The following is an 18970-nucleotide window of genomic DNA, read 5'->3' as shown; positions in this document are numbered from 1 at the left end:
GAAGACCTTGAGCCTCACCCTGTTACCCGCCGTGGATGTCGCTGACGGCCGGGCCGTCCGGCTCGTGCAGGGCGCCGTCGGAAGCGAGAGCATCTACGGCGACCCGTTGGACGCGGCGCTGGCCTGGCAGCAGGACGGCGCGGAGTGGATCCACCTGGTCGACCTGGACGCGGCGTTCGGTCGGGGCACGAACGCGCACCTGCTCGCGGAGGTGGTGCGCCAGTTGGATGTGAAGGTGGAGCTCTCCGGGGGCATCCGTGATGACGAGTCGCTGCGTGCGGCGCTGGGCACCGGTGCGGCTCGGGTGAACATCGGGACCGCCGCCCTGGAGGATCCGGTCTGGTGTGACCGGGTGGTAGCGGAGTACGGCGACCGGGTGGCCATCGGGCTGGACGTGCGGGGTCACACCCTGTCGGCGCGGGGTTGGACCCGCGATGGTGGTGACCTGTACGAGGTGCTGGAGCGGCTGGACAAGGCGGGCGCGAGTCGGTACGTGGTCACCGACATCACCAAGGACGGCACGATGCGTGGGCCGAACCTGGATCTGCTGCGTGAGGTGTGTGCCCGTACGGACCGGCCGGTGATCGCCTCGGGTGGGGTGTCCACCCTGGACGACCTGCGGGCGTTGGCGACCCTGGAGGCGGCCGGGGTGGAGGGCGTGATCGCCGGCAAGGCGCTCTACGCGGGTGCCTTCACTGTGGCCGAGGCGCTGCGGACGCTGGCCGAGGCGTGACGACGACCCGACTGGGGTCGGGCGGCCCGTGGGAGCAGCGCTACGGGTACTCCCGGGTGGTCCGGGCCGGTGAGTGGGCCTGGACGGCCGGGTGCACGGCGACTGTGGACGGCCGGGTGGCGCACGTGGGTGATCCGGCAGCGCAGACCGCGCAGGCGCTGCGGATCGGGCTGGCCGCGCTCGCCGAGGTGGGTGCGGAGCCGGGCGATGTGGTCCGGACCAGGATGTACGTGACGGACCGGTTGCACGCCGACGAGGTGGGCCGGGCGCACAACGCGGTCTTCGGTGCGGTCCGGCCGGCCGCCACCCTGGTGGTGGTGGCCGGTCTGCTGGACCCGGAGCACCTGGTCGAGGTGGAGTTGGAGGCGTACCTCGGCGATCGCTGAGGTACCGCCCGGGCGTCCTGCCGGGCCGCTCCGCGGCCCGATAGGTTGTGCACAATTTAATTGTGGGCTACGGTTCAGCGGTGACCGATGACCTGGTGCTGCGCCGGCAGGTGTGCTTCGCGCTCTACGCCGCGTCGCGCGCACTGACCGACGTCTACCGGCCGATCCTCGACGAGGTCGGGTTGACCTACCCGCAGTACCTGGTGCTGCTGGTGCTCTGGGAGCGTCCCGACGACGCCCCCACGGTGTCCGAGCTGGGCACCGAGCTGCGGCTGGACTCCGGCACGCTCTCCCCGCTGCTCAAGCGGCTGGAGGGGGCGGGCCTGGTGGTGCGGCGGCGGTCGGCCCGCGACGAGCGGCGGGTCGAGGTGGGCCTCACCGAGCAGGGCCGGGCGCTGCGCGAGCGCGTCTGCGACGTCCCGCTGCGGATCGCGCAGGCCACCGGGCTGGGCTTCGGCGAGCTCGTCGCGCTGCGCGACACCCTCACCCGGGTCACCGACACCATCCACCGACAGAAGGAGCAGTGACCACCATGCAGGTTGTCTACACCGCGTCCGCGACCGCCACCGGCGACGGCCGGGACGGCCACGTCGAAACCTCCGACGGCACCTTCGCACTCGACCTGGCCGTGCCGAAGGAGATGGGCGGCGCCGGTGGCGCGGCCAACCCCGAGCAGCTCTTCGCCGCCGGTTACGCGGCCTGCTTCCACAGCGCGCTGCGGCTGGTGGCCCGCCGGGCCAAGGCCGACGTGACCGGTTCCGTGGTCGGCGCCGAGGTGGGCATCGGCCCGAACGGCAGCGGCGGCTTCGGGCTCACCGTGCAGCTCGTCGTCGACCTGCCCGCCGCGCCCCGCGAGGTCGCCGAGCAGATCGTCGAGCAGGCCCACCAGGTCTGCCCGTACTCCAACGCCACCCGTGGCAACGTCGACGTCACACTGACCGTCCGCGAGACCCTGTCCGCGTGACCTCGCGGCCCCAGGCCCCATCCGCGGACGAGAGGACGACCACCCCGTGACCAGAAACCGCGAGATCCACCTGGCCAGCCGCCCCCAGGGTTGGCCCACCGAAGACACCTTCCGGCTCGTCGAGACCGAGGTCCCGACGCCCGGACCGGGCCAGATCGTGGTCCGCAACCAGTACATGTCCGTCGACCCGTACATGCGCGGACGGATGAACGACGTCAAGTCGTACGTGCCGCCGTTCGCGCTCGACGCGCCGCTCGACGGTGCCGCGATCGGTGCGGTGGTGGCCAGCGAGGCGGCGGACATCGCCGTGGGGACCACCGTCCTGCACGGGCTGGGCTGGCGGGAGTACACGCTGCTCGACGCCACCGCGGCCCGACCCGTCGACCCGAACATCGCCCCGGTCAGCGCGTACCTGAGCGTGCTCGGCATGACCGGGTTGACAGCGTACGCCGGGCTGCTGGAGGTGGCCGCGATGAAGCCCGGCGAGACGGTCTTCGTCTCCGCCGCGGCCGGCGCGGTGGGCAGCCTGGTCGGCCAGATCGCCAAGCTCAAGGGCGCCGGCCGGGTGATCGGCAGCGCCGGCTCGCCGGCCAAGGTCGAGCGGCTGCGGGCGCTGGGCTTCGACGCCGCCTTCGACTACCACGACGGCATCCGCGAGTCGCTGCGGGCGGCCGCCCCGGACGGCATCGACGTCTACTTCGACAACGTCGGCGGTGACCACCTGGAGGCCGCGATCTCCGCCATGAACCTGCACGGGCGGGCCGCCATCTGCGGCATGATCTCGCAGTACAACGCCACCGAGGCGCCGGCCGCCCCGCGCAACCTGGCGCTGGTCATCGGCAAGCGGCTCACACTGCGCGGCTTCCTGGTCAACGACCACAACGACATGCGGGCGGCGTTCGTGCGCGACGTGGCGGGCTGGCTGCGCGACGGCACGCTGTCCTACGACGAGACGATCGTGGACGGCATCGAGAACGCCCCGGCCGCGTTCCTCGGCCTGCTGCGCGGCGACAACCTCGGCAAGATGCTCGTCCGCGTGTGACGCGGACCTCTCTCACGGCGGTCGACCCGATCGGGTCGACCGCCGTGCCGCGTGCGGAGGATAGGCTCGCGGCATGACGGTGGCGGTACGGGTGATCCCCTGTCTGGACGTGGACGCCGGGCGGGTGGTCAAGGGGGTCAACTTCCTCGACCTGCGTGACGCCGGCGACCCGGTGGAGCTGGCCGCCGCGTACGACCGGGCCGGCGCTGACGAGTTGACCTTCCTCGACGTCACGGCGTCCTCCAGCGACCGGGGCACGATGCTCGACGTGGTGCGCCGCACCGCCGAGTCGGTGTTCATCCCGCTGACCGTCGGCGGTGGGGTCCGGCAGGTCGCCGACGTTGACACACTGCTGCGCGCCGGCGCGGACAAGGTCGGCGTGAACACCGCCGCCATCGCCCGTCCGGAGCTGATCGCCGAGATCGCCGACCGGTTCGGCAGGCAGGTGCTCGTGCTCTCCCTCGACGTGCGGCGCTCGCCCAACGGCGGCACGCCCAGCGGCTTCGAGGTCACCACCCACGGGGGTCGGCGCGGCACCGGCATCGACGCCGTGTGGTGGGCGCACCGGGGCGCCGAGTTGGGCGCGGGGGAGATCCTGCTCAACTCGATGGACGCCGACGGCACCAAGGCGGGCTTCGACCTGGAGCTGATCGCCGCGGTGCGCGCGGTGGTGGACGTGCCGGTGGTGGCCAGTGGGGGCGCCGGCGAGGTGGCGCACTTTCCGCCCGCTGTCGGCGCTGGCGCGGACGCCGTGCTCGCCGCCAGCGTCTTTCACTTCGGCGAGCTGACCGTCGCCGAGGTCAAGGACGCGCTGCGCCTCGGCGGCCATCCGGTGCGCTGAACGGTTCAGCGCTCGCCGGAGTGCCCCTCCGGTGACCGGCGCGGGGTGGGAATCGAACGGACCGCGTACTCCTGGACGGCAGCCGCGTGGTCGGCCTCGTCCAGGATCCAGTCGGCGCTGCCCGGCGCGTGCCGGCGGGTCAACACACCCTGCACGGTGTCCACCATTGTGGCCACACCCGCGCGCGGCCGGGTACGCCACAGCTGCTCACCCTCGGCGGTGATCCGGAACCAGCCGTCGGCGACGCTGACCAGCCCGGCGCCGACCAACCGCTGGACCGCTGCCTCCACCTCGTGTCGCTGCGGAATCGCGTGGTTGAGGTGGTCGGCGGTGGAGAGCACGTCGGTCAGGCGGACGCCCTCCGGTCGTCGGCTTGTCGCCGACCGGCGGTGCCGTCCGGCCCCGCTCGCGATGACGAGCGACACGAAGATCCAGGCGTCGTTCCAGCGCCAACCGTTCTCCCCCATGCAGAGATGATGACGGCGCGCGTCGCGGAAGGGAACACCCACCCGCGAACCGGTGCGCGGCACCACCACCACGTACCGGTTCGCGGACGGTCGGTGAGGGTTCAGCCGGCCGGGGTGGCCGGCGCGGGGTTGCCCGGTGGGGGCGCGGCGCTGTCCGGCTCGGTGCCCTCCGGCACGACGAACAGCGGGATGAAGAACTGGGCCAACGGGCCGATGGCCAGGGCGTACGCGACGGTTCCCAAGCCGACCTTGCCGCCGAGCAGCCAGCCCAGTGCCAGCACCGTGACCTCGATGACGGTGCGCACCAGTCGGATCGACCGGCCGGGCCGGCGGGCCACGTACCCCGTCATCAGACCGTCGCGGGGGCCGGGCCCCAACCGGGCGCCGAGGTAGAGAGCGGTGGCGGCGCCGTTGGCGACGATCCCGCTGATCAGCATCGCGATCCGGACGCTGAACGGGCCACCCGGGGGCACCAGGGCCAGTGTGGCGTCCACTACCAGGCCGATCACCACGACGTTGCTGACAGTGCCGAGGCCGGGCCGCTGCCGTAGCGGGATCCAGAGCAGCAGGACCAGCGCGCCGACGCCGATGGTGACAGTGCCGAAGGAGAGCCCGGTCAGCTCGGAGAGCCCCTGGTGGAACACGTCCCACGGGTCGAGGCCCAGGTCGGAGCGGATCATCAGGGCCATGCTGACGCCGTAGAGCGTGAGCCCGAGGTAGAGCTGGACCAACCGTCGAACCGGTCGGTGCCGCAGATTGCCAAGCAGTGCCATGCATGCCACCCTAGGTGCCAATCCGCGTCGAGGAAGAAGCCAATATCCGAGGAGTGGCTATGACAGGGCAGGTGCGCGGCGTCCAATTGGCCCGTCTGCTCGGGCAGTGGCATGCCCTGCCGGGCCGCCGCCGCAGCCCCGACTACGCCGCGCTGGCCGGCTCGGTGCGCGGGCTGCTCGCCGACGGCCGGCTGCCGCTGGGCGTCCGCCTCCCGGCCGAACGGGAGCTGGCCGAGGCGCTGCGGATCAGCCGGACCACCGTCACCGCCGCCTACCGGCAGCTCCGCGAGACCGGACACCTGACCAGCCGTCGTGGCGCCGGTAGCTGGACGATGCTGCCCGGCAACCACCGGGTGGCCAGCACCGGCCTGTGGACTCCGCTGGACGACAGGGAGATGCTCGACCTCGGCGTCGCGGCGCTGGCCGCCCCGCCGCAGCTGTTGTCAGCCGCGCGGGCCGCCGCCGAGGACCTGCCCCGCTACCTCAGCGGGGCCGGTTACCACCCGACCGGCATCATCGAGCTGCGCGAGGCGGTGGCCGACGCGTACTCCGCCCGGGGTCTGCCCACCTCGGCCGATCAGATCATGGTCACCAGCGGCACCCAGCACGCACTGGATCTGGTGCTGCGGCTCGCCCTGGCCCCGGGTGGCACCGTGCTGGTCGAGTCCCCGACCTACCCCAACGCCCTCGCCGCGCTGGCCGGCCGGCGGGCCCGGATCAGCACCCACGGGCTGGCCGCCGACGCCGGCTGGGAGCCCGACCTGTTGCTGGGCACTCTCCGGCAGACCCGGCCCAAGCTGGCCTATCTGATTCCCGAGTTCCAGAACCCGACAGGGCATCTGATGCCCGCCTCCCTGCGCGAACACGTGGTGGCCGCGGCGCACGCGGTCGGCACCGATCTGATCATCGACGAGTCCTTCGTGGACCTGTCCATGGACGGCACCGAGGTGCCACCCCCGGTCGCCACCTACGACCGGCACAGCCGGGTGGTCAGCATCGGCGGGATGAGCAAGCCCTACTGGGGTGGCCTGCGGATCGGTTGGGTCCGCGCGTCCGCGCCGCAGGTGCAGCGGCTGGCCGCCGTGCGGGTCGGGGTGGACATGGCCAGCCCGGTGCTGGACCAACTGGTAGCGGTGCACCTGCTCGCCGACGCCGAGGCCATCGTCGCCGACCGCCGCGTCCAGTTGGCCGTCCAGCGCGACGCCCTGCTCGGCGCGCTGGCGCACCAACTGCCGGAGTGGCGGGTCACAGTGCCACGGGGTGGCGTGACGCTGTGGGCCGAGTTGGACGGCCCGGTCTCGAGCGCGCTGGCCCGGGCCGCGGAGGAGGTCGGCGTACGGCTGGCCCCGGGTCCCCGGTTCGGCCTGGACGGCACCCTGGAGCGCTTTTTGCGGCTGCCCTTCACCCTGCCCGCGGCGGACCTCGTGGAGGCCGTCGGGCGGATCGCGGCGATCCGCTACGACCTGGACCGGGCCGGCCGCCAGCGGTGGCGGGAGCCCGCCGTCATCGCCTGAGCCAGCGCCGAACACACCATCGGGATCCGCCGGCACCGTTATGCCGGGAACATGTCATTCGATCTGGTTCGGCTGCCACACTCTCCTGGTGGGCCAGGGTGGCGGGACACGCGGGGTCCGCCGGAGTGCGCCGGGCTCGCGGGCGACCCCGCTGGAACTCTTCTACGACCTGGTCTTCGTCTTCGCCTTTCTGCACGTCACCACGGCCACCGCCGGCAATCCGACCGCCCGCGGCCTGGCCCAGTGCCTGGTGCTGCTGGCCCTGCTCTGGTGGTGCTGGTCGGGGTTCGCCGTGCTGGGCAACCTGATCCGTACCGACCAGGGCATCGTCCCGGCGGTCGGGTTCGTCACCATCGCCGCCGCCTTCGTGCTGGCGCTGAGTCTGCCGAAGGCGTTCGTCGACCGTCCCGGTGGGCTGTTCGGTCCGCTGGTCTTCGCAACCTGCTACTTCGTGGTCCGGGTGAGCGAGAGTGTGATCTTCCTGTGGATCGGCCGCCGGAACCGCGACGTGCGTCGACGCTGGCAGTTGCTCGCCCTGCCGGCGTTCCTGGCCACGAGCCTCATCGTGGTCGCCGGGTTGCTGCCCCAGCGGCTCTTCGACGGAACGGCCGAGTCGGTGACCCGGCTGCTGTGCTGGCTCGCGGCCCTCAGCGTGGAGTACGGGGCCGGGCTGGCGCTGCGGGGCACCGGGTGGACGGTGCTCTCCGCCGGGCACTGGGCGGAGCGGCACGGTCAGATCGTCCTGGTCGCCCTCGGCGAGGCGATCATCGCGCTCGGGTTCAGTCCCGGCGAAACCGCCGGCCTGCCGCTGACCTGGCCGGTGCTGTTCGCCGCGGTGCTCGGCATCGCGGTGGCCGCCGCGATGTGGTGGGCGTACTTCGACACCCTGGCGCTCGGCATGGAACAGACCCTGCACCGCACCCGCGACCCGGACGCGCGCGCCATCCTGGCCCGCAACGCCTACAGCTACCTGCATTTGCCGGTCATCGCCGGCATCATCCTGTTCGCGCTCGGACTCAAGGGGTTGATCCACGAAGGCGCCGATCCCACCACACCGAGCTGGGGCATTCCGCTGCCGAGCTTCGACCTGCTGGCGCTCTACGGTGGGGTCGCGCTCTACCTGCTCTCGCTCATCGTGCTCGGCCGGCGGATGCTCGGCGCGCCCCGCTGGCCCACCGTCGGCGGGATCCTGCTGCTGATTGCGCTGGTGCCGGTTGCCGGGTCGCTACCCGAGCTGATCGCCTTGACCATGTTGGCGCTGGCCACGGCGGTGGCGGTGGCGGCGCAGACGGTCATCGACTCCCGGCGCCGGGCCGGGGTCCGGCAGATGGCGTTGGAGGAGCAGCTCGCCGCGGAGGAGGAACAGACGAGGTGGCGGGGTCACCACCTGTGAGGGTCCCGCACCGGCCTGCTCGCCGGCACGGGACCCTCGGTCGGCTCAGAGCTCGGCGAGGGTGCCGGCGTACATCTTGTCGATCTCGGCGGAGAAGTTGCTCTCCACCCCACGCCGCTTGATCTTCAACGACGGGGTGATCTCGCCGTCCTCGATCGTCAGGTCGCGCGGCAGGATGGCCACCTTCTTGATCGTCTCCCAGCGGTTGAGCTTGGCGTTGAGCTGGGCGACGTACTCCTCGACCATCGTCTGGGCCTCAGCCGACGCGACGATCTCGGTGTAGCTGCGCCCTTCGAGGGGGCCGCCGGCGACCCAGCCCCGGATCGCGTCCTGGTCCAGGGTGACCAGCATCGTGCAGAAGTTGCGGGCCTGACCGACGACGACCGCCTGCGAGGTGTACGGGCAGATGGCCTTGAACATGCCCTCGATGTGCGACGGCGCGATGTACTTGCCGCCCGACGTCTTGACCAGGTCCTTCTTGCGGTCGGTGATGCGCAGGTAGCCCTGCTCGTCGAGGCTGCCGATGTCACCGGTACGGAAGAAGCCGTCCTCGGTGAACGCGGCAGCGGTCTCCTCCGGCAGGTTGTGGTAGCCGCGCATCACCGGCCGACCCCGCACCAGGATCTCCCCGTCGGTGTCGATCTTGCACTCGAGGTCGCCCATCGCCCGGCCCACGGTGCCGATCCGTAGCCCGGCCGGAGGGTTGACGAAGTTGCCGGCGCTGGTCTCGGTCAGGCCGTAGCCCTCGGAGATCGGGAGGTTCGCGGCGGCGAAGAAGGTGGCGATCTCGGGGCTGAGCGGCGCGGCGCCGGACACCAGCACCCGCATCCGGCCGCCCAGGCGGGCCTGAAGCTTGCTGAACACCAGCTTCTCGGCAAGCCCGTAGCGCAGCTTCAGCCCGGCCGGCACCGGCTTGCCCGCCTGCTCCAGGGTGACCTTCTCCTTGCCGACGCCGACGGCCCAGCCGAAGATCTTCGCCTTCGCGCCGCCGGCGCCCTGCGCGGTGGTCACTGCCTTGTTGTAGACCTTCTCGAACACCCGGGGAGCACCGCACATCAGCGTCGGGCGGATGACCGAGAGCAGGTCGACCAGCTTGTCCACCCGCCCGTCGACGTAGGTGGGCAGGCCGACGTGGATGGCGCCGCAGAGCAGGGTCTTGCCGAACGAGTGGGCCAGCGGCAGCCACAGGTACTGCAGGTCGTCGTCGCGCAGCAGCCCGACCTCCGCCTGCGCCACGGCCTCCCAGCACCAGCCGCCGTGCAGCAGCTCGACGCCCTTGGGCCGGCCGGTGGTGCCGGAGGTGTAGATCAGGGTGGCCAGGTGGTCCGGGCCGATGCCGGCCACCAGCATGTCGATCAGCTCCGGCTCGGCGGCCAGCGCCTGGGTGCCGCGCTCCTCCAGGTCGGACAGCGTCAACTGCGCGATGGCGGCGTTCGGGTCGACGGCGCCGTCGAGGAGCACCACGTGGGTGAGCGCGGGCAGGGACGCCCCGGCGATCTTCGCCGCCTGGGCCGGGTTCTCCGCGAACAGCACCTTCGATCCGGAGTCGGCGATGATGTACGTCGCGTCGGCCGGCTCGGTGGTGGGGTAGACGGTGGTTGTCGCGCCGCCGGCGCACATGATGCCGAGGTCGGCGATCACCCATTCCAGCCGGGTGTTGGCGAGGATCGCGACTGGGTCCTCCTGGCCGACGCCGAGGCCGTGCAGGCCGGCGGCGACCGCCTTGGCGCGCTGCCCGACCTGCGCCCAGGTCAGCCAGACGGGCCCCGAGTCGTCGGGGTTGGGGGACGCGAACGCGTTCCGGTCGGGGGTGGCCGCCACGCGCTTGAGGAACATGTCCGGGATGGAGCGGTACGGTACATCGAGAGCCATCGCTGTAGCCGCCTTCGGGGGTGGTGGCGTGACGGTCGTCACGTCATGATGGTTACCGAAGAGTATTGCCTGTTGCCGTGCATCGGCTAGCCCTGTTGATCGTCCGGCCGGCCCATCCCGCCAACCGGTACGGCCGATCAGGCGTAGCGGGCAGCCACCACTGACCAGTCGTAGGTGGCCCGGACCCAGTTGCGCCGGGCGGCCAGGGCGTCGCGGATCCCGTCGTCGCCGGCGGCGCGCAGCGCCTCCTCCGCGTCCAGGTACGTCGCCAACCCCTGGTTGAACCGGTGTGCCGCACTCCGCAGCGCTGTCACCTCGTCCGCGTCGCTGCCCTGGGCGATCACCGTGACGAGGTTGTGCGCGTCCGGGTCGGCCTGGCTCTCCTTGCCGTAGGAGAAGAGGTCGTTGCACCAACAGACCAGGTCCACCGCCAGCAGGTCCAGGGCGACCAGCCCCGGGTTGGCCCGCTGGGCTGGCCCGGAGGGCCGCGTCGACGCCAGGTCGGTCAGGGTGAGGCAGGGGTGCACGCCGCCGATGTGCCGGCGTAGCTGCACGTACTCCGCCACCTCGGGCACGCGCCGACGTTCCCGGTTGCCCGCCTCCCAGAGCAGCGCCAACAGGTACTCGCGCATCTGGCTGACGAACCGCAGCAGCAGTCCGGCGTGATCGTGCAGTCGGGTCCGGCGGCAGAGGTCGTGCAGCGCGTCACCCAGTGGCCCGACGGCGGGCGGCACGACGTACGGGTCACCGCAGCGGTCCAGCACGTCGAGCAGGGTGCTGATCGCCGGACCCAGTCGGACCGGGTCGGCGCCGAGGCCGTCCTCGTCGCAGGCGTCGTCCATCACGAAGAGCCAGCTGATCAGGTCAGTGAGCAGCCGCAGGCCCTCGACGGAGCCGTCCGGGCAGGCACGGCCGGCCAGTCCGGCGGCGTCGGCCCGTTCCAGGCGTCGCACGCGTTGGCTGGAATCGACCAGCCCGAACGTGCGCGCCCACTCCACGCTCTCACCCGCCACCTGGTCGGTGGCCCCGTGGCGCCCGGTGGGAAACGGGGGTTCCCTCAGCGCCGAAATCGCGAAGTCCCGCACAATGCGCCCCCACTTCGTGCCGCTCGGCGCGGAGCGGCGCGGTGAAGCGTACGGGAGGAGGTATCAGCGTCTTTCGCTGGGTGTGGGCAACTCCACAGTTGTTCGGTGACCGTTTACGTACAAACAGTCACATGCCCAGGTTGGCGGCGCGTAGCCGCCGAGCCGCCTCGGTCGAGCCGTTCAGTTGGACCCGGGCCACCCGTTGCCGGCCGGAGACGAACAGCACCAGCTCGGCCGGGGCGCCGACCAGGCGCAGTGGCTCACCACCGCGTCCGAGGGAGATCTCGCCGTGGCCGGGCGCCTGCACGTAGAGGTCCGCCGGAAAGCGGCGCAGTGCCAGCCGGACCATCGGGGCCGCGCGTTTCCAGAGCGCGCTCTGCAGGCCGGTGGGCAGATCGCGCGGCTGCCACCCGGAGCCGGCCCGCCGGACGTCCTCGTGATGGATGAAGAACTCCATCGTGTTCGCCAACTCGTCGGTCAGCGGGTTGCTGACCGGGCTCCACAGCGGCGGTCGGCGCACCTGTGCCACCAGCTCGGGGTAGGGCCGTGCGGCGAGTCGCCGACGGACCCGTTCGGCGTAGCCGCGCAGCGGTGGCAGCACGATCCCACCCGCCGCGTCCGGACGGCGCTCCCGCAACACCAGATGCGCGGCGAGGTCACGGGTCGCCCAGCCCTCGTTGATGGTCGGGGCGTCCGGCCCGAGGGCCAGGAGAAGATCGGCGAGCGCCTCGCGCTCGGCTCGGGCGTACCGCGGCATGGCCCGATCGTAGGCCCGGCGGCCCGCCGGCGCGCGACAGCGGACGCCGGTCGGCCGGCGCGCGACAGCGGACCACGGTCGGCCAGCGCGTGACACACGACGCCGGTCGGCGCCTGCGGCACGCCCCCGTCCGTTACGTGATGGTCGACATATCCAGTCAGGGTCGGCGGCATCGGCCCCGACCGGTAAGGATGAGGGAGATAATTGCGGCTTACGGCGGGGGAGAGCGTGGCGAGCAAGACAAGTCGGGACGTTCTCAGTCGAGGGCTGGGGGTCCTGCGGCAGGCGATCCGTGAGCAACCGCGGATCTTCTCGGTGGCGGTCGTCGGCAGCGTGCTCTTCGGCGGGATGATCATTGTCAGCGCCCGGGTGGTCGGGTCGGTCATCGGTGAGGTGGCGCTTCCGGCCATCGAACGCGGCGAGGTGGGCGCCGGCACCCTGGCGCTGGCCGCGGCCGCGTTGTTCGGGATCAGCGTGCTGCGGGTGGCCGGCATCTTCGGCCGCCGGCTCGGCGCCGGCTACATGCAGTACCGCCTCCAGGCCTCCTACCGACGCAGGGTGACCCGCCGGTACCTGGAGCTGCCGCTGTCCTGGCACCACCGCAACTCCACCGGCACCCTGCTGTCGAACGCCAACTCCGACGTGGAGGCGGCCTGGTATCCGATCGCGCCGCTGCCGTTCGCCGTCGGCACGTTGGTGATGCTGGTCGGCGCGATAGTGTCGCTCTTCGCCACCGACTGGGCGCTCGCCCTGGTCGGGCTCGCGGTCTTCCCCGCGCTCTTCGCGCTCAACGTCGTCTACTCCCGCCGGATGGCCCCCCGGCAGGCGCGGGCGCAGCGACTGCGCGCCGAGGTCAGCGGCATCGCCCACGAGAGCTTCGACGGCGCCCTGGTGGTCAAGACGATGGGCCGCGAGGCCCAGGAGACCGCCCGGTTCGCGGGCCGCGCCGGTGAGCTGCGCGACTCGCTGATCGCCGTCGGCCGGCTGCGCGGCGTCTTCGACCCGCTGCTGGAGACGCTGCCCAGTCTCGGCACCCTCGCCGTACTGGTGGTCGGGGCGTTCCGGCTGCGCCAGGGCGCGATCAGCGTGACCGAGCTCGTCAGCGTGGCCTTCCTCTTCACAGTGCTGGCCTTCCCGGTGCGGGCCATCGGTTGGGTGCTGGCCGAGCTGCCGCGCAGCGTCGCCGGCTGGGACCGGGTGCGCCGGGTGCTCGACGCCACCGGCGAGATGCCGTACGGGCAGCGGGTGCTCGACCCGGCCGGTGCCGGCCCGGCCACCCTCACCTTCACCGACGTGCACTACTCCTACCCGCCGGCCGAAGCGCACCCGCCGGGCGCGCAGGTCCTCGGCGAGGTCGGCTTCACGGTGCCGTCCGGGCGGACGGTGGCCCTGGTGGGGCCGACCGGCGCCGGCAAGTCCACGATCGCCTCGCTGGCGGTGCGCCTCGTCGACCCGGACTCCGGCACGGTGAGCCTGGACGGCGTGGACGTGCGTGAGCTGACCTCCGCGTCGTTGGCCGGCACTGTGGCCCTGGTCGCCCAGGTGCCCTTCATCTTCGACGACACGGTCCGCGCCAACATCGCCCTCGACCGGCCCGGTGTCGACGACGAGGTGGTCTGGGCCGCGCTGCGGCTGGCCGAGGCGGACGGGTTCGTCGCCGCGCTGCCCGATGGTCTGGACACCATGGTCGGCGAGCGGGGCACGTCGCTCTCCGGCGGTCAGCGGCAACGGCTCACACTGGCCCGCGCGCTGGCCGGCCGACCGCGCCTGCTGGTGCTCGACGACGCGACGAGCGCTGTCGATCCTCGAGTGGAGGCGGCCATCCTGGCGGGGCTGCGGTCGTCGACCACGCAGGCGGGAGTTCCGGCCGCGTCGATCCTGGTGGTGGCGTACCGCCGGGCCACCATCGCGCTCGCCGACGAGGTCATCTACGTGGAGCAGGGACGGGTGGTCGCCCGCGGCACCCACAGCGATTTGTTGGCCACCGTGCCCGGCTACGTCGACCTGGTCACCGCCTACGAGCAGGCCGAGGTGGAGCGGGCACAGGAAAGTTCCTACGGCGACGACGTGGCGCCGCTGCCGTCGGGCCTGGAGATCGAGGTGGACCGGTGAGTACGACGACTACGGGGACCGACGAGCAGGAGGCCCGGCAGGAGACGACCTGGCAGACCCTGCGTCGGGGCCTGGCGCTCTCGCCGGAGCTACGGATCGGTCTGGCCGGCACGTTGGCCCTGGCGTTGGTCTACATGGTCGGTCGGGTTGCCGTGCCGGTGGCCGTGCAGCAGGGCATCGACCGGGGTCTCGTCGGTGGCCTGAATCTGAACGTGGTCTGGACGGTGGTGGCGGTCACCGCGGCGATCCTGACCATCACCACGATCTGCGGCTACCTGATGATGCGCCGGCTGTTCACGGTCAGCGAGACGGCGCTGGCCAATGTCCGGACGCGCGCGTTCCGCCACGTGCACGACCTGTCGATGTTGCACCAGCAGTCGGAGCGGCGCGGTTCGCTGGTCTCGCGGGTCACCAGCGACGTGGACCAGATCACCCAGTTCCTCCAGTGGGGCGGGGTGATCCTGCTGGTCAACCTCGGTCAGCTGGTGGTCACCACCGCCGTCATGCTGGCGTACTCCTGGCAGTTGACAGTGGTGGTGCTGGCCGCGTTCCTGCCGGCGGTGTTCGTCATCCGGCAGTTGCAACGTCGCCTCGGCAGCGCGTACGCGACGGTGCGCCAACGCACCGGCACGTTGCTCGGCGCGATCGGCGAGAGCGTGGTGGGCGCGCCGGTGATCCGGGCGTACGGGATCGCCGGGCGCACCGAGCGGCGGCTGGACGAGGCGATCGACCGGCAGCGGCTGGCGCAGCAGCGGGCGATCCGGATCAGCATCGTGGGCAGCTCGGTCGGCGAGTTGGCGGCGGGGCTGGCGCTGGCCGGCGTGGTGGTGCTCGGCGTGCTGCTGGGGGTGGACGGCACGCTGTCGATCGGCCAGCTGACCGCGTTCCTCTTCCTGGTGACGCTCTTCATCCAGCCGGTGCAGATCGCCACCGAGGTGCTCAACGAGGCGCAGAACGCGATCGCCGGCTGGCGTCGGGTGCTGGACGTGCTGGACGTCGCCCCGGACGTGGCCGACCCGGGGGAGCAGGGGCGGGAGCTGCCGGGCGGGCCGCTGGACATCCGGTTCGCCGGCGTGCGGTTCGCCTATCCGGGTGGCCCTCCGGTGCTGCACGACATCGACCTGGAGATCCCGGCGAAGAGTCGGGTGGCGGTGGTCGGTGAGACCGGCAGCGGCAAGACCACGTTCGCCAAGTTGCTGACCCGGCTGATGGACCCGTCGGCCGGGGCGGTGCTGCTGTCCGGGGTGCAGCTGACCGACGTCCGGTTCGACTCGCTGCGCTCCCGCGTGGTGATGGTGCCGCAGGACGGGTTCCTCTTCGACGCGACGGTGGGGGACAATGTCCGGTTCGCCCGGCCGGAGTTGACCGACGAGGAGTTGAGCGCGGCCTTCACCGAGCTGGGCCTGTCGGACTGGCTGGAGGGTCTGCCGGCGGGCCTGGACACTCCGGTCGGGGAGCGCGGCGAGGCGCTCAGTGTCGGGGAGCGGCAGCTTGTCGCGTTGGCCCGCGCGTACGTGGCTGATCCGGATCTGCTGGTGCTCGACGAGGCGACCAGCGCTGTCGACCCGGCGACGGAGGTCCGGTTGCAACGCACGTTGGACGCGGTCACCCGGGGTCGGACCACCCTCGCGATCGCGCACCGGCTCTCCACGGCGCAGGCGGCCGACGAGGTGATAGTGGTGGATCGGGGTCGGGTGGTGCAGCGCGGCCCGCACGACGAGCTGGTCCGCGACGCCGACTCGGTGTACGGCCTGCTCTACGCCTCCTGGCTGGAGCAGACCCGGTGAGGCGCGCGGTGTGGTGGACGCCGACGGGCGGGTGCTCTAGGCTCCGGGTTAGGTAAGCCTAACCTCAGAAGGAGGTCGCGCCCATGCGGCCCAACTCCGCCGAGATCGTCCGTACCCTCGTCGCCGGCCGCCTGCCCGGCCTCGTGCACCTGGCCCACCGGCCGGGTCCGCACCACGCCCGGCACGTCACCGACCCGGACGGGCGGGTGCTGCTGCTGGTGCCGGTGGCCAGCCACCTGGCCGCCGCCCTGCAACCGGCAGTCGGGGGCAGCGACGTCGCTGTGGTGCTCGACGTGCTCGACCTGCCGCCCGCCGCCGGCGCGCCTGGCCTGGGTCGCGCCTGGGTGTCCGGTTGGGCGGCCGAGCTGCGCGGCGACGAGGCCCGCCACGCGGCCGTCGAGTTCGCCGCGGTGGAGCCGACCGGCGACCTGCTCGACGTGGGCACCCGGTTCCGGCTGTTCCGCTTCGAGGTGGTCGAGGTCCGCTGGGAGCGGGCCGGCGTCGTGCACCGGATCGACCCGGTGGAGTACGCCGAGGCCGAGCCGGACCCGGTGCACCCGGTCGAGGCCCGCCTGCTCGCCGACCTCGCCGAGTGCCATGGCGCGCAGGTGACGGAGTATCTGTGCCGGCAGCTCGGGTTGGCCGGGCAGACCCCGGACGGGCCGCCCCGGGTGGTGCGCATCGACCGCTACGGGCTGGTGGTGGCCCTCGGCCAACCCGGCGCCCGGCGTCGGGTCCGGCTGGCCTTCCCGGGCCCGGTGGCCGACCCGGCCGAGCTGCTGCGGCTGCTGCCGCCACTCCCCCAAACGGCCCACGCCCACCCGCCGCACTAACCCCCCGCCCCACCCCGCCCCCCACTCCGCCGATCTTGCACTTTCGGCCGTCGGTATGCGTGGCGTGTCCCTTTGGTCGGGGCAGAAAGTGCAAGATCGCGGGGGCCAGGGGAGGGGGATCGGCGCCGGGGGTCAGGTTGGCAGCGGGCCGGTGAGGTAACGCTGGATCGTGGGGCCGATCGCGGCCACCAGGGTTTCCGGGTCCGCCGAGGCGACCGGCTCAAGGCGTACCACGTGCCGCATCATGGCCAGGCCGATCATCTGGGTGGCCACCAGCGAACCCCGCAGCGGTAGCTCGACCGGGTCGACGTCGAGGTTTTCCAGCACCCGGCGCAGCACCTGGGTGGTGACGAACTCACGCAGCAGTCGAGCGGTCCACTCGTTGCTCACCGCGGAGCGCAGCAGTGCCTGTGCGGCGCTGCCGGTCGGGGAGTCCCAGACGCCGAGGAAGATCCGCACCATCCGCTCACCGACGCCGTCCCGGTCGCCGGCGAGCACCCTCGGCACCAGCTGACCGGGGTCGACCGGAAAGTTCATCGCGGCGAGGAAGAGCTGGTCCTTGCTGCCGAAGTAGTGGTGCACGAGCGCCGGGTCGACCTGCGCCGTTCCGGCGATTCCCCGGATCGAGGCGGCGTCGTAGCCACGTTCGGCGAACGCCGTCCGCGCCGCGTCGAGAATCGCCTCCCGGGTGCCCGGGTTGCCGGGTCGCCGGCCGGTCCGCCGCGTCATCGCCGCCCTTCGTTCGTTCGCCTCGGCCCGTCGTGGGCCGGCCCACGCCGGGGTCGGCTGCCGCGCTGGCCGCCGCCCCCGGCGCCGGCGGTCAGCCGCTGCGTCGGCGCAGGGTGGCCGCCGCGAGCACCAGCGCCAGCACCACCGCGCCGAACACCACGCCGACATCGCGCCACATCCGGCCGGTCGGTTCGGCATGGGCACCGACCTCCTGCAACGCCTCGATGGCGTACGACAGGGGGAAGGCGTCACTGAGCGCCTGGAGCCAGCCGGCCATCTGGTCGCGAGCCACGAACAGCCCGCAGAGCAGCAGTTGGGGGATCACCACGACTGGCAGGAACTGTACTGCCTGGAACTCGGTGCGCGCGAAGGCACTGCACAGCAGCCCGAGGGCGACGCCGAGCACGGCGTCGAGCACGGCGATCCCGAGCACCAGCCCGATGCTGCCGGCGGTGTCCAGATCGAAGATCCAATACGCCACCGCGGCGGCGACGGCTGCCTGCACGGCGGCGGCCAGCCCGAACGCGATGCCGTACCCGAAGAGCAGATCGAGCTTGCCCAGCGGCGTGGTGAGCAGCCGCTCCAGCGTGCCCGAGGTGCGTTCCCGCAGCATGGCGATGCTGGTCACCAGAAACATGATCACAAAGGGGAAGATGCCGAGCATCACCAGCGCGATCCGGTCGAAGGTCGTCGGCTGGCCGGGCGGGGTCGGTTGGTCGGCGTACATGAAGTAGACAAGGGTGAGCAGGACGGCCGGCACCACCACGAGCAGCGCGATGGTCCGTCGGTCGTGCCGGAGCTGACGCAGGATGCGCCCGGTGGTGGCGGCGAGAATTCGCGCGTTCATGCTGTCTCCCGTGCGGCTGTCGCGTCGGTGTTGGTGGAGGCGGCCTCGCCGGCCCGGATGAGCCGCAGGAACGCCTCGTCGAGGTCGTCCACACCGGCGGCGGCGCGGACCGCGGCAGGGCTGTCGTCGGCGATCAACCGCCCCTGCCGGATCAGCAGCAGTTGGTCGCAGCGTGCTGCCTCGTCCATCACGTGGCTGGACACCAGCAGGGTGGTGCCGGCGGCGGCCATCGCGTGGAACCGGGCCCACAGGTCGGCGCGCAGCACCGGGTCCTGGCCGACCGTCGGCTCGTCGAGGATGACCAGCTCCGGCTCCCCGACCAGGGCGCACGCCAGCGAGGCCCGGCTGCGTTGACCGCCGGAGAGGGTGCCGACCAGTTGACCGGCGGCCTCGGCCAGCCCGACATCGCTGATCGCCCGGTCGGCCTCGGCGCGGCCACGCCCGTACAGGGCCGCGAAGTAACGGGCGTTCTCCCCGACGGTGAGGTCGGCGTAGACGCTCGGGGCCTGGGTCAGGTAGCCCACCCGGTGCCGCAGCGCGGGGGTGCCCGCCGGTTGACCGAGCACGGTGACCGTCCCGCCGCTGACCAGCTGCACCCCGACCACCGCGCGCATGAACGTGGTCTTGCCACTGCCGCTGGGGCCGAGCAGCCCGGTGACCGCGCCGCGCGGGACCCGGCAGCTGATGCCGTCCAGCACCCGCCGCCCACCCCGGTCCACGACCAGGTCTCGGACGGCTATCGCATCGTCCATCGCGCACCTCCACAGAAACTCATCACCTGTTGAACTCAACGCTAGATGAAATATCGCGCCGGGCGCAACGCCCGCGCCGGTGT

The 18970-nt window shown here is 72.1% G+C and carries 19 protein-coding genes; 11 read left to right on the top strand and 8 right to left on the bottom strand.

All coding sequences use genetic code 11. The annotated features are described in order from the left end of the window. Nucleotides 1-7: 7 nt before the first annotated feature. The 6 genes from priA to hisF all read left to right on the top strand — a co-directional run bounded on the left by priA (nucleotide 8) and on the right by hisF (nucleotide 3966). A complete protein-coding gene (gene priA / locus AB0B94_RS14980) occupies nucleotides 8-733 on the top strand; it encodes a bifunctional 1-(5-phosphoribosyl)-5-((5-phosphoribosylamino)methylideneamino)imidazole-4-carboxamide isomerase/phosphoribosylanthranilate isomerase PriA (RefSeq protein WP_357277931.1) in 726 nt (241 codons plus the stop codon). Then, the gene (locus tag AB0B94_RS14975) at nucleotides 730-1119 is read left to right on the top strand and encodes a RidA family protein (RefSeq protein ID WP_357277926.1); all 390 of its coding nucleotides are present in this window, start codon (nucleotides 730-732) and stop codon (nucleotides 1117-1119) included. Before priA ends, AB0B94_RS14975 begins: the two co-directional genes overlap by 4 nt. Before the next feature lie 80 nt (nucleotides 1120-1199). Continuing rightward, entirely contained in the window at nucleotides 1200-1646 is a 447-nt protein-coding gene (locus tag AB0B94_RS14970; protein WP_357277921.1) for a MarR family transcriptional regulator, read from the top strand. 5 nt (nucleotides 1647-1651) lie between these two features. Continuing rightward, on the top strand, nucleotides 1652-2083 hold the full coding sequence (locus AB0B94_RS14965; RefSeq protein WP_112668570.1) for an organic hydroperoxide resistance protein: 432 nt from the start codon (nucleotides 1652-1654) through the stop codon (nucleotides 2081-2083). A 46-nt stretch (nucleotides 2084-2129) separates the two neighbouring features. Continuing rightward, entirely contained in the window at nucleotides 2130-3125 is a 996-nt protein-coding gene (locus AB0B94_RS14960) for an NADP-dependent oxidoreductase (protein WP_357277916.1), read from the top strand. A gap of 73 nt (nucleotides 3126-3198) precedes the next feature. Next, on the top strand, nucleotides 3199-3966 hold the full coding sequence (hisF, locus tag AB0B94_RS14955; RefSeq protein WP_238667363.1) for an imidazole glycerol phosphate synthase subunit HisF: 768 nt from the start codon (nucleotides 3199-3201) through the stop codon (nucleotides 3964-3966). Between the two features lie 5 nt (nucleotides 3967-3971). Here the strand turns inward: hisF and AB0B94_RS14950 are convergent, their stop codons facing one another. Both AB0B94_RS14950 and AB0B94_RS14945 read right to left on the bottom strand, forming a co-directional pair. Beyond that, nucleotides 3972-4433: a hypothetical protein gene (locus AB0B94_RS14950; RefSeq protein WP_091407765.1), complete on the bottom strand. Its 462-nt coding sequence runs from the start codon at nucleotides 4431-4433 to the stop codon at nucleotides 3972-3974. A 101-nt stretch (nucleotides 4434-4534) separates the two neighbouring features. Continuing rightward, nucleotides 4535-5206 carry a hypothetical protein gene (locus AB0B94_RS14945; RefSeq protein WP_357277904.1) on the bottom strand — a complete coding sequence of 224 codons (672 nt, stop codon included), beginning with the start codon at nucleotides 5204-5206 and terminating at the stop codon, nucleotides 4535-4537. 59 nt (nucleotides 5207-5265) lie between these two features. Between AB0B94_RS14945 and AB0B94_RS14940 the strand changes: the two genes are divergently transcribed. Together AB0B94_RS14940 and AB0B94_RS14935 are read left to right on the top strand one after the other, a co-directional pair. Beyond that, nucleotides 5266-6720 carry a PLP-dependent aminotransferase family protein gene (locus AB0B94_RS14940; protein WP_357277900.1) on the top strand — a complete coding sequence of 485 codons (1455 nt, stop codon included), beginning with the start codon at nucleotides 5266-5268 and terminating at the stop codon, nucleotides 6718-6720. 88 nt (nucleotides 6721-6808) lie between these two features. Continuing rightward, nucleotides 6809-8113, top strand: a complete 1305-nt coding sequence (locus AB0B94_RS14935; RefSeq protein ID WP_357277896.1) for a low temperature requirement protein A — start codon at nucleotides 6809-6811, stop codon at nucleotides 8111-8113. Between the two features lie 45 nt (nucleotides 8114-8158). Here AB0B94_RS14935 and AB0B94_RS14930 read toward each other — a convergent pair whose 3' ends face one another. From AB0B94_RS14930 to AB0B94_RS14920, 3 genes are all read right to left on the bottom strand, one after another. Next, nucleotides 8159-9985: a long-chain fatty acid--CoA ligase gene (locus AB0B94_RS14930; protein ID WP_357277891.1), complete on the bottom strand. Its 1827-nt coding sequence runs from the start codon at nucleotides 9983-9985 to the stop codon at nucleotides 8159-8161. A 137-nt stretch (nucleotides 9986-10122) separates the two neighbouring features. Next, the gene (locus tag AB0B94_RS14925) at nucleotides 10123-10983 is read right to left on the bottom strand and encodes a terpene synthase (RefSeq protein WP_357277886.1); all 861 of its coding nucleotides are present in this window, start codon (nucleotides 10981-10983) and stop codon (nucleotides 10123-10125) included. 214 nt (nucleotides 10984-11197) lie between these two features. Further along, the gene (locus AB0B94_RS14920) at nucleotides 11198-11827 is read right to left on the bottom strand and encodes a TIGR03085 family metal-binding protein (protein ID WP_357277882.1); all 630 of its coding nucleotides are present in this window, start codon (nucleotides 11825-11827) and stop codon (nucleotides 11198-11200) included. Nucleotides 11828-12055: 228 nt separating this feature from the next. Here AB0B94_RS14920 and AB0B94_RS14915 point away from each other — a divergent pair, with 228 nt between their 5' ends. The 3 genes from AB0B94_RS14915 to AB0B94_RS14905 all read left to right on the top strand — a co-directional run bounded on the left by AB0B94_RS14915 (nucleotide 12056) and on the right by AB0B94_RS14905 (nucleotide 16559). After that, nucleotides 12056-13939 carry an ABC transporter ATP-binding protein gene (locus AB0B94_RS14915; protein ID WP_357277877.1) on the top strand — a complete coding sequence of 628 codons (1884 nt, stop codon included), beginning with the start codon at nucleotides 12056-12058 and terminating at the stop codon, nucleotides 13937-13939. Next, on the top strand, nucleotides 13936-15726 hold the full coding sequence (locus AB0B94_RS14910) for an ABC transporter ATP-binding protein (RefSeq protein WP_357277873.1): 1791 nt from the start codon (nucleotides 13936-13938) through the stop codon (nucleotides 15724-15726). Before AB0B94_RS14915 ends, AB0B94_RS14910 begins: the two co-directional genes overlap by 4 nt. Nucleotides 15727-15809: 83 nt before the next feature. Further along, the gene (locus AB0B94_RS14905) at nucleotides 15810-16559 is read left to right on the top strand and encodes a DUF2470 domain-containing protein (protein WP_357277869.1); all 750 of its coding nucleotides are present in this window, start codon (nucleotides 15810-15812) and stop codon (nucleotides 16557-16559) included. Nucleotides 16560-16691: 132 nt separating this feature from the next. On the opposite strand, the gene AB0B94_RS14900 is transcribed toward AB0B94_RS14905, so the two are convergent. The 3 genes from AB0B94_RS14900 to AB0B94_RS14890 form a co-directional block, all read right to left on the bottom strand. Beyond that, a complete protein-coding gene (locus AB0B94_RS14900) occupies nucleotides 16692-17288 on the bottom strand; it encodes a TetR family transcriptional regulator (RefSeq protein ID WP_238667353.1) in 597 nt (198 codons plus the stop codon). A 91-nt stretch (nucleotides 17289-17379) separates the two neighbouring features. Beyond that, nucleotides 17380-18135, bottom strand: coding sequence for an ABC transporter permease (locus tag AB0B94_RS14895; protein WP_238667352.1), 756 nt, complete (start codon nucleotides 18133-18135; stop codon nucleotides 17380-17382). After that, a complete protein-coding gene (locus AB0B94_RS14890; RefSeq protein WP_357277861.1) occupies nucleotides 18132-18887 on the bottom strand; it encodes an ABC transporter ATP-binding protein in 756 nt (251 codons plus the stop codon). The genes AB0B94_RS14895 and AB0B94_RS14890 overlap by 4 nt, the downstream gene beginning before the upstream one ends. Between the last annotated feature and the right edge of the window lie 83 nt (nucleotides 18888-18970).

The organism is Micromonospora sp. NPDC048986 (assembly GCF_040649335.1).
Taxonomy (GTDB): domain Bacteria; phylum Actinomycetota; class Actinomycetes; order Mycobacteriales; family Micromonosporaceae; genus Micromonospora; species Micromonospora alfalfae.
The sequence above is the reverse complement of the archived record's forward strand: the minus strand, read 5'-3'. Positions and strand labels throughout refer to the sequence as shown.

Coding starts and splice junctions, on each gene's coding strand:
- AB0B94_RS14950 (WP_091407765.1), bottom strand. CDS start 4,433: ATGGGGGAGAACGGTTGGCGCTGGAACGACGCCTGGATCTTCGTGTCG.
- AB0B94_RS14920 (WP_357277882.1), bottom strand. CDS start 11,827: ATGCCGCGGTACGCCCGAGCCGAGCGCGAGGCGCTCGCCGATCTTCTC.
- AB0B94_RS14940 (WP_357277900.1), top strand. CDS start 5,266: ATGACAGGGCAGGTGCGCGGCGTCCAATTGGCCCGTCTGCTCGGGCAG.
- AB0B94_RS14905 (WP_357277869.1), top strand. CDS start 15,810: ATGCGGCCCAACTCCGCCGAGATCGTCCGTACCCTCGTCGCCGGCCGC.
- AB0B94_RS14890 (WP_357277861.1), bottom strand. CDS start 18,887: ATGGACGATGCGATAGCCGTCCGAGACCTGGTCGTGGACCGGGGTGGG.
- AB0B94_RS14930 (WP_357277891.1), bottom strand. CDS start 9,985: ATGGCTCTCGATGTACCGTACCGCTCCATCCCGGACATGTTCCTCAAG.
- AB0B94_RS14900 (WP_238667353.1), bottom strand. CDS start 17,288: ATGACGCGGCGGACCGGCCGGCGACCCGGCAACCCGGGCACCCGGGAG.
- AB0B94_RS14965 (WP_112668570.1), top strand. CDS start 1,652: ATGCAGGTTGTCTACACCGCGTCCGCGACCGCCACCGGCGACGGCCGG.
- AB0B94_RS14945 (WP_357277904.1), bottom strand. CDS start 5,206: ATGGCACTGCTTGGCAATCTGCGGCACCGACCGGTTCGACGGTTGGTC.
- hisF (WP_238667363.1), top strand. CDS start 3,199: ATGACGGTGGCGGTACGGGTGATCCCCTGTCTGGACGTGGACGCCGGG.
- AB0B94_RS14895 (WP_238667352.1), bottom strand. CDS start 18,135: ATGAACGCGCGAATTCTCGCCGCCACCACCGGGCGCATCCTGCGTCAG.